Raw genomic sequence first — 16,690 nt, forward strand, 5'->3', positions numbered from 1 at the left:
GTGCGTGTCTTCTCTCATCATGATCGAACCGCTTGAGCCTCATGTCCCCGCTGCCGCCCTTGCGGGGCGCTATCACCTCCGCCAGCTGCTGGGGGTCGGCGGCTCGGCGTCCGTTTTCCGTGCCGTGGTGCTCGACGACGGCGCGTCCGACCCGGTCGCGGTGAAGATCCTGCACCCGCACCTGTGCGCAACCGAAGCCGCGCGCGCATCGTTTCTCCGTGAGGCTCGCCATACCGCGGAACTCCAGCACCCTAATGTCGCGAAAGTCCTCGACTCCGGGCTGCACGAATCGGGAGGCATCACTCAGGCGTGGATCGCGTTGGAAATGCTAGAGGGCGGCAGCCTTTCCGAACGCATCGCCCGACGCGGACCGATGACGCCCGCGGAAGCGGCCGAGGTTCTCGGGGGAGTGCTTGACGGGCTCGGCGCCGCGCATGCCGCTGGCCTCGTTCACCGCGACGTCTCGCCCTCGAATATCCTGCTGCGCACGGACGTCACCGACCGCCAGCTGCGCGCGGCAGACGTGTGCCTGGTCGACTTCGGCCTCGCCGACCTCGCAGGCCGCGATACGACGGGCGGCGACATCCTCCGCATCACCTCGGGTGACGGCGTGATCGGCAACGCGAGCTACCTGTCGCCCGAACAGGCACTGGGCCGACCCGTCACCGCGGCGGGCGATGTCTACCAGACCGGTGCCGTGCTCCACTTTCTGCTCACCGGGCAAGCGCCCTACCCGCGCACGGATCGCACGCAGACCGCTCACGCCCATATCACGGCGCCCCCGCCGGTACCTTCCGCTCTCGTCGCCGCAGCCCACCCGCTGGACCGTGTCGTGACCCGAGCGATGGCGAAGGAGCCCGCGCACCGGTACCGCGACGTCGACCACTTCCGCGTCGACATGGATGCCGCGATCCACGACGCTACCGTTCGCCAGCCTGCGGCGCCCACCCAGACCACTCGACGACTGCCCGGCGCGCGCCAGAGCGCAACGGGCATCGTGTCGACGTTCGGCAGGACGGCGAGCACAGGGGTGGTCGCATCGGCCCCGGTCGTGCGATCGCGCGGCGGCGGGCTGACCGCATTCTTGATCGTCGTGATGCTGATCGCGGGGGTCGCCGCCGCCGGTTCTTCGTGGTCGACGGCATGGACCGACCCTGGTCACGGCGAGACGACGAAGCCTGCGTCCACGCCGATCGCCGAGTCGTCCATCGACGAGCCCGCTCCTTTTGAGACGCCACCCCCTGCTGTATCGTCCACACCGCCTCCCTCGCCGATCCCGATTGCCGCGCTCGTCGCCGTGGTGCCGAATCTCAGTGGAACACTCGCCGAAGCGCAAACTGCTCTCGCCCGCAGCGGGCTGAGCGCAGGCACACTCACGCGCATCGAGTCGAGCAGCCCGCTGGGGTGGGTGCTCGCGCAGCGGCCCGCGCCTGGTGAGTCGATCGCCCAGGGCGGCACGGTGGAGCTGACGATCGCCAGTGGACGCAATGTCGTGCCGGACGTCACCACCCTCGACATCCCGTCGGCCGTCGCCGCCCTCCAGGGCGCAGGTTTCGCCGCGCTCGCGCCCTCGGCATCACCCGGGTCCACCATCCTCGCCACCGACCCCGTCGCGGGCACCATCGTGGGACTCGGCACCCCGATTGTCCTGCGCGTGGTCATTGCAACCCCCACGCCCGATCCCACCGTGACGACACCGCCCGGGGGTGCAGGATGAGGCGCACCATGCCGCCTCGGCTGAGGGGTCGACGATGAGCGCTCTGGAATTCCCTGCGGCATACGGAGAACGAATCCGACTGGCTCTCGCCGACGTCTCGCGTGGCGGCGACGGTGAGATGGGTGGATCGGGCCCGCTTGGCGAGAGCGCGTCGGACGGTCCCCTGGCGCGCCCACGCGACATCCGGGGCCTCGTCAATGGGCGCCGTGGCCGTGCCCCCGACCATGTCGACCTGCCGCTCCGCGGCCGGGTCGAGCATCCGCGCCCTGTCACCATCGAAGGCCACGGACTACTGGATGCGCGTCTCGCCGAGATCGTAGAAATGTTTGACCCCGCTGTGGACGCGGATCGTGCTCGTGGGCGGCGGGCCGTGCGCGATGCGGTGCTGCGGATGCGGCCGATCGACCGCGCAGCGCCGGCACTCAAACTGCCGCGGCCGCACAAGGACGGCGTGTTTTGGGGTGTGACCGCCGAGAACGGTCTGACCGTCGCACTCCGCGCCCGCAATCTTCTCACCGCTCGCGCAGCGGATGAGGACGCACGTCGGATCCTCACGCACCCCACGCAATTCGACCTCATCTGGGTCCACAACCCAGGCACGGCGGAGCATTCACTCTGGGTCGCCGCAGGCGGCATCATCCTTTTCGTCGCCGGTCAGGTCTGGCGCCAGCCCAACTCAGTCGCGGAACGCGCGGTGCTGAAAGGACTGTGCTCGGTCGGCCGAGACGAGATGTCGGCGGACGGCCTGGCCGACTGTTGAGGAGCCTGTTGCGTGGGACCGGATCTGGGGAGATCCGCGAGTTCGGGCATAAGTATGTGACCTCGATCGGGGCTGATCCCGCGAGAGGGTAGTCCTGTGCCTGTTCCGCCGAGCGAGCGCATTGGTCCGTCGACGCACGCGATCCGGTTACAGATTCCCCCGATCGTTGAGCGAGCGAGCAGACGAAACGCCCGACGCCGCACGTCGGCTCCGATCTCGAGCCGGCGCTGGCACGCCTACTCGATCACCGCGGGCGGCCGGCGAGGCGATCGCGCATCCGCGTGGGCGACTTCGTGACCGCTCGCCATGTCATCGACGCGTCCCACCAGTACGGACCGCGCACCTCGGGAACCCCGCGATTCATCCGGATCTTCCACCCGCTCGACTCGATCGTCCGGTGGTGATGCCAACAGAGCATCACCCCGTTGTCGGTATGAGTCGGGCCCCCGCGGGAATGCTCGTGCACGTGGTGCAGCTCGCACCATGCCGCCCGCACACCGCAGCCCGGGATAATGCATCCCCCGTCGCGGAGCGCGATCGCCCTGCGCTGGTGAGGGGTGAACACCCGATCGGGAGAGTCGATCGAGAGGATGCGGCCGCCGCGATCCGAGACGACCCGCTGGATGCCTCCGCAGCACGCGATCTGCCGGGCGAACGTGAGAGAGACCGGCTCGGCGCAGCCGTCGATGTGCGCGAACCCGCGGCCCGACTCGATGTCTTCTGCCCGCACCGACACCACGAGAGTAGGCGCAGCGCCGCCGAGCGTCGGCAGAGCGCCCGAACCGGCAACCGTGAACAGTGCCGTGGCGAACGCGTCGTGCAGCTTCTGCGTGTGCGTGCGGTCATCGGCCACGGCGTTGCGGGCAGCCTCGCACTCGGCATCCGAATCGAGCTCGCGGAATGCCGGCCCCCGGTCGTCGACCTTCGGATTGAGGATGCTGTCGAACACGAGTTGCAGCTGGCCCGCGACCTCGGGCAGAAGGCTGCCGCGGAGCGGCACGAGCCCGTCACGGCACGCCCCCAGTGCGACGCCCCGCTTGCGCATCGCCGCCCCGCGCAGCTCGGCGCCGTCCTGATCGAGGTACATCGCCCACACCGAGGCGAGCGCTCGTAGGTCGTCGGCGCAGGCAGGGGGCGCAGCATCCACCCCTTCACCACGCGCTGCGGCGGCGAGCTCTTCATCGGCGGCGAGTTGCGCTGCTCTACCCGCGACCATCGCAACCTGCGCGAGAGGCCCCACGACCGCGAGCAGCCCATCGGCCCCGACATGGCCCGAGGCGAGCGCGCCGCGCATACCCGGGTAGTCGGACGGGAGCACCTCACCCGAGGAAGGCGCGACGCTGCGGATGATCGCGCGCCCGGCCTTGAGCAGATCGGCGGCGGTACGCGACGACACCCGCGTCACCCGCTGCACCAGCTCGCTCGCCGAACGGCACCCGAACCGGGCGGCCAGGCGCTCCTCACGGATGGGACCGTTCGACCGATACTCCACATGCGCGGCAGCCTCGATCTGAAGGGCTTCGGCGCGACGGCCGATACGGGCGGCGAGGCCCAGAATCGACAGCAGAACATCGTCGGATGCCGCGACCGCCCCATCCGACCCGAACACGTCGGACACCGCTGCGGCGAGCGCGGAATCGAGCGCTTCGAGCTGTGCGGCGATGTCTTGCATACCTCTATTGTGCCGAGGGCCTCCGACATTCACCCCCGGTAAAGTGCCAGATCAGAGGTCGTTTCTGTACAGATTTTGCTCCCGGCTATCCGCTCGATTTCTCGTGTTCATCGGCGGCGCGTAGAGTCTGGCCATGGAAGCCGAACTGCAGACCGACATCGTCGTGCGTCCGGTACGGGATGTCGATGCTGAAGCTCTCGGTCGCGTGCACGCGACCTGCTGGCACGAGACGTACGACCACCTGATCAGCAAGGCCGCGCTCGAGCGGGTGTCGCCTCGCCGCCTCGCCGAGCTGTGGACCCACTGGGCATCACAGGGGCCCGAATTCCGGATGAGCGCGGCATTGGCCGGCGGCGAGATCGTGGGATTCGTGGGTTCAGGGCCTGCGCGCGACAAGGACGCCCCGACCTACCGGGAGCTGTACTTCATCTACCTGCTCGACGCGTGGCACGGGACCGGCATCGGTCAGCGCCTCTTCGACGCCGCGGTCGACGAGGGCGAGAGCCTCTACCTCTGGGTCGCCGACGACAACCCGCGTGCACACCGGTTCTACGAGCGCAACGGGTTCACCCTCGACGGGGCGACGCACACCGAGCCGTTCCTGGGCGAGACGCTCACCGAGGTGCGGTTCGTCCGCTGAGCCGCTCTCGCTGCGTGATCGAGACCCTGCCGTGATCGAGATCTGGGCCTTCGGCGGCGTCCCCGAGATCACTCCCGGCACCGACCTCGTCGGCGCGATCGTGGATGCCGGAGCCGACGTCCTGCAGACCGGCGACATCCTCGTGGTGACCTCGAAGATCATCTCAAAGGCCGAGGGCCGCATCCTGCAGGCCGCCGACCGCGAAGACGCGATCACGGCCGAGACCGTCCGCGTCGTCGCGACCCGCACTTCGCCCGACGGACACGTGACGCGCATCGTGCAGAGCCGGCTCGGGATCGTCGCCGCCGCCGCGGGTGTCGACGCGTCGAACACCCCCGAGGGCACGGTGCTGCTGCTGCCCGAGGATCCCGACGCGTCGGCGCGTGCGCTGGCTCTCGGGCTGCGCACCCGGCTGGGCATCGAGGTGGGTGTCATCGTCTCCGACACGCTCGGTCGCGCGTGGCGCGATGGGCAGACGGATGCCGCGATCGGCGCCGCGGGAGTGCACGTGTTCGAAGACCTGCGGGGGCAGACGGATGCCGAGGGCCGCCCCCTCACGGTCACCATGCCGTGCGTGGCCGACGAGCTGGCCTCGGCGGCCGAGCTCGTCAAGGGCAAGGCGGCTCGCCGCCCGATCGCGGTGGTGCGCGGACGCGCCGACCTGGTCGGGTCGCTCGACCTGCCCGGGGCACGGTCGATCGTGCGGCCGTTGGAGCGCGACATGTTCCGCCTCGGCGCCGACGAGGCGTGGGCCGAAGGGTTTGCGGCGGGCGCAGCATCCGTCCACGATCGCGACGCGGAGGCGTTCGGCCCACGGTCGTAAGCTCAGGCCTTCGCGGGCGAGGGCGACGGCCCGGTGATCGCCCCGCGAGGATGCGCAGGCTCGGGGAGCAGTCCGATCAGGAGCTGCGTCTCGGTCGCGGGCATCGAGTATTCGTGCTCGGGAGCGGGATACCGGCGAGTGCGCACATCGTCCGCGTAGGCGGCGACCGCCGAGATCATGGGTTCGCGCAGCTGCGCGTAGCGCTTGACGAAGCGTGCGGCGTGACCGTCGTAGATGCCGAGCAGGTCGTGGAAGACCAGCACCTGCCCGTCCGTCGCCGGCCCCGCGCCGATGCCGATGACGGGGATGTCCAGGAGCGGCATCATCGCCTCGGTCGCGGCGCTCGGGATCGCTTCGAACACGAGGGCGAAGCATCCGGCGTTCTGCAGGGCGCGCGCGCTGTGGAAGACGGCGAGGGCCCCTTCGGCGGTGCGCCCCTGGGCGCGGTAGCCGCCGAGGGTGGCGGCGGTCTGCGGCGTGAGCCCGACGTGACCCATCACCGGGATGCCGGCGGCGATGATCGCCCGCGCGCGCTCGATAGAGGTGCCGCCGCGCTCGATCTTGACTGCGTCGGCGCCTGCTTCTTTCACGAAGCGCTGTGCGGTGGCGATCGCCTGTTCATCCGAGACTTCGTATGAACCGAACGGAAGGTCGGCGACCAGCAGCGGCGTGCGCAGGCCACGGCGTACCGCTGCGGTGAGCATGAGCATCTCGTCGACGCTGATCGGTACGGTGCTGTCGTAGCCCAGCACCGTCATCGCGGCCGAGTCGCCGACCAGGACGATGTCGACCCCTGCGGCATCGGCGATCTGGGCGCCCGGATAGTCGTACGCGGTGACCATCGCGATGGGCTGGCGTCGCGCCTTCTGCTCACCGAGGCGCGCGAAGGTCACCGGCGGGCGTGCCGGCGCGTGCTCTGACAGCGGGCCGGTGCTCATGATGTGTGCTCTGTCCGTACGGGTCGCATCACTGCGCCTCCATGATTCTGTTGTCGATCAGACGGGCGCGCCCCACGCGTGCGGCGACGGCCAGGAGTGCGCCGTCGCCGATGCTGTGGACCTCGGCGAGGTCGTGGGGAGAACGCAGTTCGAGGTATTCAGGGTCGATGGCTGCGTCGGCGAGCACCCGACGTGCCGCGTCGAGCACCGACGCGGCACTCGTCTGCGGACCTGTCACCACCGCCTGCGCCGCGTCGAGGGCGCGGTTGAGCGCGGTCGCCCGCCGGCGCTCGTCAGGATCGAGGTAGACATTGCGCGAACTCATCGCCAGTCCGTCCGGCTCACGCACCGTCGGGCAGGCGACGATGCGCACCGGGATGTCGAGATCGCGCACGAGCCGGCGGATCACGAGCACCTGCTGCGCATCCTTCTGCCCGAAATACGCGGAATCGGGTGCGACGATCTGGAACAGCTTGGCCACCACCGTCGCCACCCCGTCGAAGTGCGCCGGCCCCCGGTGTTCCCCATCGAGCACCTCCGTGACGCCGCCGACGTGAATGGTCGTCGCGAAACCGCTCGGGTAGATCTCCTCGACCGACGGGGCGAACAGCACGTCCGCGCCCGCCCCGGCGGCGAGCGCCGCGTCGCGCTCCTCGCTGCGCGGGTAGGCGCCGAGGTCTTCATTGGCGGCGAACTGCGTCGGGTTCACGAAGAGCGAGACCACCACGAAGTCGGTGTCGGCGCGCGCCCGCCGGATGAGCGAGAGGTGACCCTCGTGCAGGGCTCCCATCGTCGGGACCAGTCCGATCGCGGCGTCGCGGGATCGCGCCTCGGCGACGGCGGCGCGCACGTCCGCGATGCTGCGCACGATCCTCACGCGACGCCCCCGGTGCTCGGCGCCGGCCTTCTCGCGGCCAGCGCACGGGTGCGGTCGGCGAGTGCGTCGAAGAGCGGCAGCACGTCGGGGGCATTCGCGCGGATCGCCTCGCGCTGTCTGTCGACCGTGGCGTCGTCGCCCCGCTCGATCGGACCGGTGAGTGACTCGTCCGGCCCGTGCGCCGCCCAGTTGGCGACGGTGCTGCGCACCAGCGGCTCCATCAGAGCCCGGGCGTCCGGCTCGGTCAGTCCCGCCGTCGCGGCGACCTGCTCGGCGGCCGCCAGCAACGTCACCACGAAGTTCGATGCGAGGGATGCCGCGGCGTGGTAGCCCGCGCGATGTGCCTCGTCGATCGGGAACGGTCGCCCGCCGATCCGGATCGAAAGTTCGCGCGCGACATCCAGCGCCTCGGGCGAGCGTCCCGCGACCGCGCACCCGATGCCGCGGAACGCGTCCGCACCCTCGGCGCCGGCGAAGGTCTGCAGCGGATGCAGCCCGAAATCGACGCCGGATGCCTCGAGCGGCGTGGCGCCGGACGTGTGGCCGACGAACCCGTGGGTCTCACCGAGGGACGCGGCCACCCCGGCGATAGCCTCGTCGGGCACGCAGAGGAGGATCACGTCCGCATCCGGCACGGTCTCGCCACGCCCGGTCGGCCCGGTGACCACCACGCCGGCCGCGCCGAGCGCCGCCGCCACCGCGCGCCCGACGCGACCGCGACCGACGACGGTCGCGGTCGCCACAGGGGAACGCGGGGTGGGGGTGGTGGGGGTCATGTCATTGCGAGCAGGCCCGGTCGACGGGGGCTCTGTGGTCGATTTTATCCTCGGCGTCGCCGGCTCCGGTGCCCGCCCACTCAGCGTGACTGGCAAGGCGAACAAGCGATTGATAGGGTGGCCGCATGGCGATGAGTGTAGCGCCTCGCCGCGGGCCGGTTGCCGCACGCGATCGATGGGGTGAGGCATGAGGCTGGTGGCACTCATCGGCGGCATCGGCGCGGGCAAGAGCACCGTGTCGTCGCTGCTGCACGATCTCGGCGCGGCGGTGCTGGACGCCGACCTCACCGCACGAGCGGTCGTCGACCCTGCGACACCGGCCGGGCGCAGCATCCTGGCCCGCATCGCCGCAGAGTTCGGCGCGGGAGTGCTCACCGTCGACGGGGGGCTGGATCGCGCTGCGGTCGCCGAGCTCGTCTTCGGCGACGACGCGAACCGCGCGCGATACAACGCGATCATCCATCCCGCGATCCGCGACGCCACCCGGACCGCGATCGACGCCGCACGTGAGACGAACCCCGACGGGGTGCTGGTGCACGAGATCCCCCTGCTGACCGTACGCAGCGCGCCGCTCCCGTGGACGTACGATCTCGTCGTGGCGGTGGAGGCCGACGCCTCCGAGCGCATCCGCCGCCTCGTGTCGGGTCGCGGCTACACCGGCGACCAGGCCAAGGCACGTATCGCCGCGCAGGGCGATGAGCAGGGCCGTCTCGCGATCGCCGATGTCGTGATCCGCACGGACGGCACCCTCGATCAGACCCGCCGCGACGTCGCCGAACTATGGGCGAGTCTGGCCGATCGGGCCTGAATCACCGCGCCGCCGCGTCCACTCGATGGACGATCTCGCTGAGCGCTCGCGCCACGTCCCGTCGGTCGTAGCCGAGCAGCGCGACCTCGGCCGGATCGGGCTCATAGGCGATCACACGCCCGCGCCCCTGGACGATGAAGCGGTCGGGCTGGAACGGGTGGTCCTCGTCGGTCTCGTCCACGACGAGTTCCGACCCGGCGGCTGTCGCCAGCGCCTGGAAGTACTGCTGATAGGTGAGGTTCTCGTCGCCGACGAGGTAGGCGGTGCCCGCTGCCCCACGGTCCAGCGCCCCGAGGGTGGCCTGCGTCAATGAGCGGACGGACATGTAATTGGTGCCGCCCGGAGGCGCCGAGAGCGGAGGCGTCGGCAGTTCGCCCCGGACCCAGGCGATGAGCCGCGCGAACCCCCGCAGACCGCGGCCACCGCTCGTGCCGACGATCGACGGCGGGTTGAGTGTCATCGCGGCGAAGCCGGCGTCGCTGAGCCCGCGTGTGCGCGCATCGGCGTCGCGGCGCGCGGCGACGTACGGCATCGTCTCGGCGAATTCCGGGCGCAGGTGGTGGTAGTAGCTGCCGAGCTGCACGAAACGCTTCACTCCCCTCGCTTTCGCGCCCGCCGCGAACGCGGGGACGCCGACGCGTTGCATCCGATCCCAGATCGCTTCGTCCTGGACATCGACTCCGATGTGGCGGATGTCCTGTCCCGCCGCGAACACGATGTCGCTGAAGCCTTCGAGCGCGCGCGGCTCGGCGCCCTCCGAGTAGTCTCCGACCAGCCGCGGGATACCGGCGATCGCGGCGGGGTCATCCGCGGATGCGGGACTCCGCGACATGATCGAGACCCGGTCGCCCCGGTCAGCGAGGCGTCGCGCGATGTGACTGCCGATCATTCCGGTGCCCCCCACGACCAGGATGCTCCGATCGCTCACGAGAAGTTCACCTTTCCCTCGACGATCACGGGCTCGGCGTTGCGGGCCACGTCGAACAGCCCGTCGTCCCACGAGCGGATCGCGAGGCGATCACCGGGAACGACGGGGCCGCTGAACCGACCGTGCAGGAACGTGAGGTCTGCCGGATGCGCACCCGCCTGATCGGCGAGGGGAAGCGTCGCGGCGACGAGCGTGCAGAGCCCGTGCATGATCGGGCGCGGCTGCCCGATCATGCGCGATGCCGTGGGATCGACGTGGATGTGGTGGCGGTCGCCCGTCAGGCGGTAGAGCGCGGCCTGATTCGCGGCGGTCTGCAGCGCCAGCTCCTGGCCTGCGCTCTCAGGATTGCGCGCGGCGCGCGCCGGGCCGCGATCGCCCCTGAAATCTCCGACGCCCGGGGCGAAGATCGACCATGTCGCGGCGAAGTAGTCGCTCTCGACGACGATCTCGAACACGGCCGCCGTTGCCTTGTCCCATACGTCCGCCACGCGCGCGGACATCACGATCTCGCCCGCCCGCGGCAGCGGCGCCAGAGACGTGAAGCTCTGCGCCCCGTGCACCGGGCGCGCGCCGTAGACGCCCTCGGCCGCCAGGACGTCCGGCGCCCACTGCGCGAGCGTCAGCGCGAACGTCGGCAGGACGCGAAGGTGGTCCTCGAAGACGAGATCGAGCCGTTCCGGCGATGCGCCGACGGCGAGCGCGTACAGGATCGCGTCTCCCTCGGAATATCCGACAGTGCGCTGCCCGAGAGACCGCCCCGCCCACTCGTGCATGCTCATGCCCCGTAGATCGGCTCCGGGGAGACGCTCTCGGCGATGAGTTCAGCGAGGACATCGCCGACCTCCTCGGCCCGCCAGCGGCGGCCGGCGTCACGGGCCGGACCGTGCCGCCATCCCTCCTCGACGCAGATCCGTCCGCCCTCGATCTCGATGACCCGGCCGGTCACCGCGTGCGAACCGGGGCTCGCGAGCCAGGCGACGAGCGGAGACACGTTCGCGGGATCCATCCTGTCGAAGCCGTCGGCGGGCGCCGCCATCTTCTCCGCGAACGCGCCCTCGGTCATCCGCGTGCGCGCGGACGGCGCGATCGCGTTCACCGTGACGCCGTACCGCGCGAGTTCGCCCGCCGCCACCAGAGTCAGCGACGCGATCCCGCCCTTGGCGGCCGCGTACGCAGCCTGGCCCACGCTTCCCTGCAGCCCTGCGCCCGACGACGTGTTGATCACGCGCGCGACCGGCATACGCCCGTTCTTGGCTTCGGAGCGCCAATACGCGGCGGCGTGACGCAGCGGCGCGAAGTGCCCCTTGAGGTGGACGCGGATGACAGCATCCCATTCGGATTCCTCGGCGTTGACCAGCATCCTGTCGCGGACGAATCCCGCGTTGTTGACGAGGATGTCGAGCCGGCCGAACGTCTCGACGGCCTCGGCGATGAGCGCCTCAGCCTGTGCGAAGTCGGCGATGTCGGCGCCGTTGGAGAAGGCCTCGCCGCCGTTCGCGCGGATGATCTCGACCACCTCGGCACCCGGACCGCGCGACGCCCCATCGCCGCCGAGAGAGGTGCCGAGGTCGTTGACCACAACCTTCGCCCCCTGCCGGGCGAGCTCCAGAGCGTGCTCCCGCCCGAGCCCGCGGCCCGCGCCCGTCACGATCGCGACCCGGCCTTCGCATATTCCCGTCACGTTCCGACTCCTCTTCGAGTAGATGGGATGTGCTCCCGTTGAGAGTACAACCAAGCAAATGCTAGGGTAACAGCTATCAGCGCGGGCAATCGGAACGAACCGATAGCCGCCCCAACGTTAGGTCGATCACATGGCAGTGAACTCGACGGTGCACACCGACGGCATCCGTCTCGTGACGATGGACTACCCCCCCGTGAACGCGCTCCCCGTCGCGGGATGGTTCGCGATCGCCGATGCGATGCGCGAGGCCGGTCGTGACGAGAAGACGCGCGTCGTCGTGCTGCGCGCGGAGGGGCGCGGGTTCAATGCGGGCGTCGACATCAAAGAGATGCAGCGTTCCGACGGCTTCGACGCGCTCCTGGGCGCGAACCGCGGGTGCTTCGAGGCCTTCAAGGCGATCTACGAGTGCGCCGTCCCCGTGATCTCGGCGGTCAACGGCTTCTGCCTGGGCGGAGGCGTAGGTCTGGTCGGCAACAGCGACGTCATCATCGCGTCCGATGACGCCTACTTCGGTGTTCCCGAGGTCGACCGCGGGGCCCTCGGCGCCGCCACCCACCTCGCGCGACTCGTGCCCCAGCACCTGATGCGATCGATGTATTTCACCAGCCGCACCGTGAGCGCCCAGCGACTGCTCGAACTCGGATCGGTGACCGAGGTCGTGCCGCGGGCGGGCCTCGACGACGCCGCGCTAGCCTTCGCGGCGGAGATCGCCGCGAAGGACCCGCGCGTGATCCGTGCGGCGAAAGGGGCGCTGAACGGCATCGATCCAGTCGATGTCAACCGGTCGTACCGATTCGAGCAGGGCTTCACGTTCGAGCTGAACCTCGCCGGTGTCGCCGACCAGCATCGCGACGAATTCGTCGCACCCGGACGATCACGCCAGACGTGAGCACCCCGCCGCAGATCACGACCCCGCTGACGGCGCTGACGGGCATCGCCCATCCGATCGTCCAGACGGCGCTCGGCTGGGTTTCAGGCCCCCGCCTCGTGTCGGCCACCGCGCGGGCGGGCGCCCTCGGCATACTCGCCTCTGCAACGATGACCTTCGGCGAGCTCGAGGCGGCGATACTCGCCGTACGCGCCCGCACCGACCAGCCCTTCGGCGTGAATCTGCGCGCGAACGCCGGCGATGTCATGGCCCGCGCCGAACTCCTCATCACGCACCGGGTCACCGTGGCGTCGTTCGCACTCGCGCCCAGTCGCGAGCTGATCGACCTGTTGAAGGACGGCGGTGTCGTCGTGATCCCTTCGATCGGCTCGATCCGTCATGCCGAGAAGCTGCAGTCGTGGGGAGCGGATGCCGTCATGCTGGCGGGTGGCGAAGGCGGAGGCCATGTCGGCAGCATCCCGACATCGCTGCTCCTCCCGTCCGTGACCGCCGCGGTCGAGATCCCGGTCGTCGCGGCGGGTGGCTACTTCGACGGGCGGGGCCTGGCCGCTGCACTGGCCTACGGCGCGGTCGGCATCGGGATGGGCACACGATTCCTGCTGACCCGGGAGAGCCCGGTGCCGCGGGCCGTGAAAGAGCGCTACCTCGCCGCAGGCTTGGACGGCACCGTGGTCACGACCAAGGCGGACGGCAAGGCGTATCGCCTGCTGCGGACCGAGTACGTCGAAGGGCTGGACTCGTCGTCGATCGACCCGCAGGAGCTCGCCGTCTCGACGCCCCACCGGCTCCGGGCCGGTCTGGTCGACGGCGATGCCGGCGCCGGAGTCCTCGCCTCCGGCCAGGTCGTCGGGGTGATCGACGACCTGCCGACGGTCGAAGAACTGGTCGATCGCATCGTGCGCGAAGCGGTCGTGCGACTGCGCGCCGCCGCGGCCACCGTCATCCGCTGATCAGAGGCACGGGCCGAGCGGTCACATTCGCTCGATGATCGTCACGTTCGCCAGACCCCCGCCCTCGCACATCACCTGCAGGCCGTAGCGGCCTCCGGTGCGCTCGAGTTCGTGGAGCATCGTCGTCATCAGACGAGTTCCGGTCGCGCCGAGCGGGTGCCCCAGGGCGATTCCTCCGCCATTGACGTTCACCCGGTCGCGCTCGACGCCGGTCTCCTTCATCCAGGCCAGGACCACCGACGCGAACGCCTCGTTCACCTCGAACAGGTCGATGTCATCGGCCGTCATGCCGGCGCGCTCGAGCGCGTGCTTCGTTGCGGGGATCGGCGCGGTCAGCATCCACACCGGGTCGTCGCCCCGCACCGAGAAGTGATGGATCCGCGCCCTGGGGGTGAGTCCGTGCTCCGAGAGAGCGCGCTCCGAGGCGATGAGGGTGGCGCTGGATGCGTCGCTGATCTGCGATGCGAGCGCTGCGGTGACCCGGCCGCCATCGCGGAGGGTGGGCAGGCCCGCCATCTTCTCGAGCGTCGTATCCCGACGAGGCCCCTCGTCGGTCGTGAACGCTCCGACGGGGGCGATCTCTCGCGCGAACCGGCCCTCGTCGATCGCGGCGATCGCGCGGGTGTGGCTCTCGTAGGCGAACTGCTCCATCTGTTCGCGACTGATGTCCCAGCGCTCCGCGATCCGGTCGGCCGAGCGGAACTGCGAAACCTCCTGGTCGCCGTAGCGTGCCAGCCAGCCGGGCGACTCGGCGAACGGCGTAGTGAAGCCGAATTGTGTGCCGAGCACCATCGCTGCGGAGATCGGGATCGTCGACATGTTCTGAAGACCGCCCGCGACGATGAGGTCGCTCGTGCCGGACATCACCGCCTGTGCGGCGAAGTGCACCGCCTGCTGGCTCGAGCCGCATTGCTGGTCGATCGTGACGGCGGGCACGTGATCGGGGAGGCCTGCCACGAGCCATGCCGTGCGGGCGACGTTTCCGGCCTGCGGTCCGACCGTGTCGGTGCAGCCCATGATCACGTTCTCGACGGCGCCGGGGTCGATGCCGCTGCGTTCGATCACGGCGGCCAGCGCATGCGCGCCGAGATCGGCAGAATGCATCTTCGCCAGCGAACCGCCCCGCTTGCCTACGGGCGTCCGGACGGCTTCGACAATGTATGCGGTGGGCATTTCTCTCTCTTCGATCGGATGCTGGGGGGCGGACGGGGCCGCGCTCAGGCGTGCTGACTGCTGACGGAGACGACCTCGCCGGTCATGTACGACGAGTAGTCGCTGGCGAGGAACACCATGACGTTGGCGATCTCCCATGGCGCGGCAGACCGGCCGAAGGCCTCGCGGCCTTTCAACTCCTCGAGGAGTTCCGCCGAGGTGACCTTCTCGAGGAAGGGATGCATCGCCAGGCTCGGCGAGACCGCGTTGACCCTGATCCCGTGGGGTGCGAGATCGATCGCCGACGAGCGGGTCAGCGCCATGACGCCGGCCTTCGCCGCTGCGTAGTGCGCCTGCGACTCCTGTGCGCGCCAGCCGATCACCGAGGCGTTGTTCACGATCACGCCGCGGGTCTCGGAGGCGACCATGCGCCGTGCAACCGCGCGCACGCAGCGGAAGGTGCCGGTGAGGGTGACATCCAGCACCTTCCCCCACTGGTCGTCGGTCATCTCCAGGATCGAGGCGGTGCCGCCCAGTCCGGCGTTGTTGATCATCGTGTCGATCGGCCCGGACTCCTCGGCGACATCGAGGAGCCGTCCCACCTGGTCTTCGTCGGTGACATCGCACACGACTGCGCTGACCCGGTCTGCGCCGAAGCGGCTGCCGAGTTCGTCGCGCGACTGCTCGAGCCTGCCGGCATGCGTGTCGCCGATGACGACGTGGGCCGCGCCCTCTTCGAGGCACTTGATCGCGGCCGCCGACCCGATCCCCGCGCCGGCGGCCGCGGTGATCACGACGCGGCGACCCTCGAGCAGGCCATGCGGGGCGACGTACTCCGGGACGGGCTGTTCGATTCTGGTCACGGTCGTGCCTCTCTGGGAAGTCCGAGCACACGCTCGGCGATGACGTTGCGCTGAACCTCGTCCGAACCGCCGTACAGGGTGTCGGCGCGGCTGAACAGGAACAGGGTCTGCAGGTCGGTGAGCTCATAGGGGGGCGAGACCGTGAGAGCGGAGGGGCCGGCCGCGGCCATCGCCAGTTCGCCGAGGGATCGGTGCCACTGCGACCACAGCAGCTTGGCCACGGATGCCTCGGGCCCCTGCTCCCCGCCGAGGGTGCTCAGCGCGTACAGCCGGATCACCTCGAGGCCCATGTGCGCATGGACGATGCGGTCACGGATCAGCGGGTCGGAGATCGTCCCGGTCGCGCGAGCGGTCGCGATGACAGCATCCAGCTCGCGCCGGAAGGAGATCTGCTGCGCGAGGGTCGAGACTCCGCGCTCGAACCCGAGCGTCGCCATCGCCACCCGCCAGCCGTCGCCCGGCCGGCCCACCACCAGATCGGCGTCGGTGACGGCGCCGTCGAAGAACACCTCGTTGAACTCGGACGTGCCCGTCAGCTGGACGATCGGGCGCACGTCGATGCCGGGCTGATCCATCGGCACCAGAAGGTACGACAGGCCGGCATGACGCGTGCTGCCCTCTTCCGTGCGGGCCAGGACGAAGCACCAGTCCGACTCCCGCGCGAGCGAGGTCCACACCTTCTGACCGTCGATGCGCCAGTGGCCGGCATCGAGCCGCGCCTTCGTCGCGACGGCCGCGAGATCCGACCCCGCCCCCGGCTCGGAGTACCCCTGGCACCACAGCTCATCCACCGCGAGGATGCGCGGCAGGAACCGCTCGCGCTGGGCGGGGGTGCCCAGCGCGATGAGAGTGGGCCCCACGAGCTCCTCGCCGAGGTGGTTCGCGCGGGCCGGTGCGCCCGAGCGGGCGTACTCTTCGTGGAAGATGACCTGCTGGGCGATGTTCAGGCCCCGCCCGCCGAACTCGACGGGCCATGCGACGCAGGTCCACCCGTGGGCGGCCATGTGGCGATTCCACTCGACGCGCTCTGCGAACGCCTCGTGCTCGCGACCGGAGCCACCCAGGCCCTTGAGGGCCGCGAACCGCCCGACGAGGTTCGCCTCGAGCCACGAACGGATCTCAGCGCGGAGATCCTCATCCTCCCGCGAAGCTTCTACGTCCACAGCACCTCCTCGTGCACCGCCGTTGGCCCTCGACTCCTGCGTCATCTATAGTA

Annotated in this window: 17 protein-coding genes; 7 read left to right on the forward strand and 10 right to left on the reverse strand. The window is 70.0% G+C overall.

What is annotated here, in order from left to right; genetic code table 11:
* The first annotated feature begins 4 nt into the window (after nt 1–4).
* Nucleotides 5–1,717, forward strand: a complete 1,713-nt coding sequence (locus ACFE6Z_RS08175; RefSeq protein WP_375385226.1) for a protein kinase — start codon at nt 5–7, stop codon at nt 1,715–1,717.
* Nucleotides 1,718–1,751: 34 nt separating this feature from the next.
* The gene (locus ACFE6Z_RS08180) at nt 1,752–2,477 is read left to right on the forward strand and encodes a hypothetical protein (protein ID WP_375385227.1); all 726 of its coding nucleotides are present in this window, start codon (nt 1,752–1,754) and stop codon (nt 2,475–2,477) included.
* 244 nt (nt 2,478–2,721) lie between these two features.
* Here ACFE6Z_RS08180 and ACFE6Z_RS08185 read toward each other — a convergent pair whose 3' ends face one another.
* Nucleotides 2,722–4,149 (reverse strand): DUF222 domain-containing protein, encoded by a 1,428-nt coding sequence (locus ACFE6Z_RS08185; RefSeq protein WP_375385228.1) that lies wholly within the window; start codon nt 4,147–4,149, stop codon nt 2,722–2,724.
* A gap of 133 nt (nt 4,150–4,282) precedes the next feature.
* On the opposite strand from ACFE6Z_RS08185, the gene ACFE6Z_RS08190 reads away from it, so the two are divergent.
* Both ACFE6Z_RS08190 and cofE read left to right on the forward strand, forming a co-directional pair.
* Nucleotides 4,283–4,789, forward strand: coding sequence for a GNAT family N-acetyltransferase (locus tag ACFE6Z_RS08190; RefSeq protein WP_375385229.1), 507 nt, complete (start codon nt 4,283–4,285; stop codon nt 4,787–4,789).
* A 34-nt stretch (nt 4,790–4,823) separates the two neighbouring features.
* On the forward strand, nt 4,824–5,612 hold the full coding sequence (gene cofE, locus ACFE6Z_RS08195; protein WP_375385359.1) for a coenzyme F420-0:L-glutamate ligase: 789 nt from the start codon (nt 4,824–4,826) through the stop codon (nt 5,610–5,612).
* A 2-nt stretch (nt 5,613–5,614) separates the two neighbouring features.
* On the opposite strand, the gene panB is transcribed toward cofE, so the two are convergent.
* From panB to ACFE6Z_RS08210, 3 genes are read right to left on the reverse strand one after another with little or no spacing between them, the layout of a single operon-like run.
* The gene (panB, locus tag ACFE6Z_RS08200; protein ID WP_375385230.1) at nt 5,615–6,550 is read right to left on the reverse strand and encodes a 3-methyl-2-oxobutanoate hydroxymethyltransferase; all 936 of its coding nucleotides are present in this window, start codon (nt 6,548–6,550) and stop codon (nt 5,615–5,617) included.
* A gap of 28 nt (nt 6,551–6,578) precedes the next feature.
* Nucleotides 6,579–7,418 (reverse strand): pantoate--beta-alanine ligase, encoded by an 840-nt coding sequence (gene panC, locus ACFE6Z_RS08205; protein ID WP_375385231.1) that lies wholly within the window; start codon nt 7,416–7,418, stop codon nt 6,579–6,581.
* A gap of 5 nt (nt 7,419–7,423) precedes the next feature.
* A complete protein-coding gene (locus tag ACFE6Z_RS08210) occupies nt 7,424–8,203 on the reverse strand; it encodes a DUF2520 domain-containing protein (protein ID WP_375385232.1) in 780 nt (259 codons plus the stop codon).
* Nucleotides 8,204–8,390: 187 nt separating this feature from the next.
* Between ACFE6Z_RS08210 and coaE the strand changes: the two genes are divergently transcribed.
* A complete protein-coding gene (gene coaE / locus ACFE6Z_RS08215) occupies nt 8,391–9,011 on the forward strand; it encodes a dephospho-CoA kinase (RefSeq protein WP_375385233.1) in 621 nt (206 codons plus the stop codon).
* A 1-nt stretch (nt 9,012) separates the two neighbouring features.
* Here the strand turns inward: coaE and ACFE6Z_RS08220 are convergent, their stop codons facing one another.
* Genes ACFE6Z_RS08220 through ACFE6Z_RS08230 form a run of 3 tightly spaced genes read right to left on the reverse strand, consistent with a single transcriptional unit; the run spans nt 9,013 to nt 11,620 of the window.
* Nucleotides 9,013–9,939: an NAD-dependent epimerase/dehydratase family protein gene (locus tag ACFE6Z_RS08220; protein WP_375385234.1), complete on the reverse strand. Its 927-nt coding sequence runs from the start codon at nt 9,937–9,939 to the stop codon at nt 9,013–9,015.
* Complete coding sequence (locus ACFE6Z_RS08225) at nt 9,936–10,718, reverse strand: MaoC/PaaZ C-terminal domain-containing protein (protein ID WP_375385235.1); 783 nt, start codon at nt 10,716–10,718, stop codon at nt 9,936–9,938. Before ACFE6Z_RS08225 ends, ACFE6Z_RS08220 begins: the two co-directional genes overlap by 4 nt.
* Complete coding sequence (locus tag ACFE6Z_RS08230) at nt 10,715–11,620, reverse strand: SDR family oxidoreductase (RefSeq protein ID WP_375385236.1); 906 nt, start codon at nt 11,618–11,620, stop codon at nt 10,715–10,717. Before ACFE6Z_RS08230 ends, ACFE6Z_RS08225 begins: the two co-directional genes overlap by 4 nt.
* 130 nt (nt 11,621–11,750) lie before the next feature.
* On the opposite strand from ACFE6Z_RS08230, the gene ACFE6Z_RS08235 reads away from it, so the two are divergent.
* Nucleotides 11,751–12,509, forward strand: coding sequence for an enoyl-CoA hydratase family protein (locus ACFE6Z_RS08235; protein ID WP_375385237.1), 759 nt, complete (start codon nt 11,751–11,753; stop codon nt 12,507–12,509).
* The gene (locus ACFE6Z_RS08240) at nt 12,506–13,459 is read left to right on the forward strand and encodes an NAD(P)H-dependent flavin oxidoreductase (RefSeq protein ID WP_375385238.1); all 954 of its coding nucleotides are present in this window, start codon (nt 12,506–12,508) and stop codon (nt 13,457–13,459) included. The genes ACFE6Z_RS08235 and ACFE6Z_RS08240 overlap by 4 nt, the downstream gene beginning before the upstream one ends.
* A gap of 21 nt (nt 13,460–13,480) precedes the next feature.
* Here ACFE6Z_RS08240 and ACFE6Z_RS08245 read toward each other — a convergent pair whose 3' ends face one another.
* The 3 genes from ACFE6Z_RS08245 to ACFE6Z_RS08255 are packed head-to-tail and all read right to left on the reverse strand — an operon-like array spanning nt 13,481 to nt 16,637.
* Nucleotides 13,481–14,632, reverse strand: a complete 1,152-nt coding sequence (locus ACFE6Z_RS08245; RefSeq protein WP_375385239.1) for an acetyl-CoA C-acetyltransferase — start codon at nt 14,630–14,632, stop codon at nt 13,481–13,483.
* A gap of 44 nt (nt 14,633–14,676) precedes the next feature.
* Nucleotides 14,677–15,474 carry an SDR family oxidoreductase gene (locus ACFE6Z_RS08250; RefSeq protein ID WP_375385240.1) on the reverse strand — a complete coding sequence of 266 codons (798 nt, stop codon included), beginning with the start codon at nt 15,472–15,474 and terminating at the stop codon, nt 14,677–14,679.
* A complete protein-coding gene (locus ACFE6Z_RS08255) occupies nt 15,471–16,637 on the reverse strand; it encodes an acyl-CoA dehydrogenase family protein (protein ID WP_375385241.1) in 1,167 nt (388 codons plus the stop codon). Before ACFE6Z_RS08255 ends, ACFE6Z_RS08250 begins: the two co-directional genes overlap by 4 nt.
* Nucleotides 16,638–16,690: the final 53 nt, after the last annotated feature.

The organism is uncultured Microbacterium sp. (genome assembly GCF_964244775.1).
GTDB lineage: Bacteria > Actinomycetota > Actinomycetes > Actinomycetales > Microbacteriaceae > Microbacterium.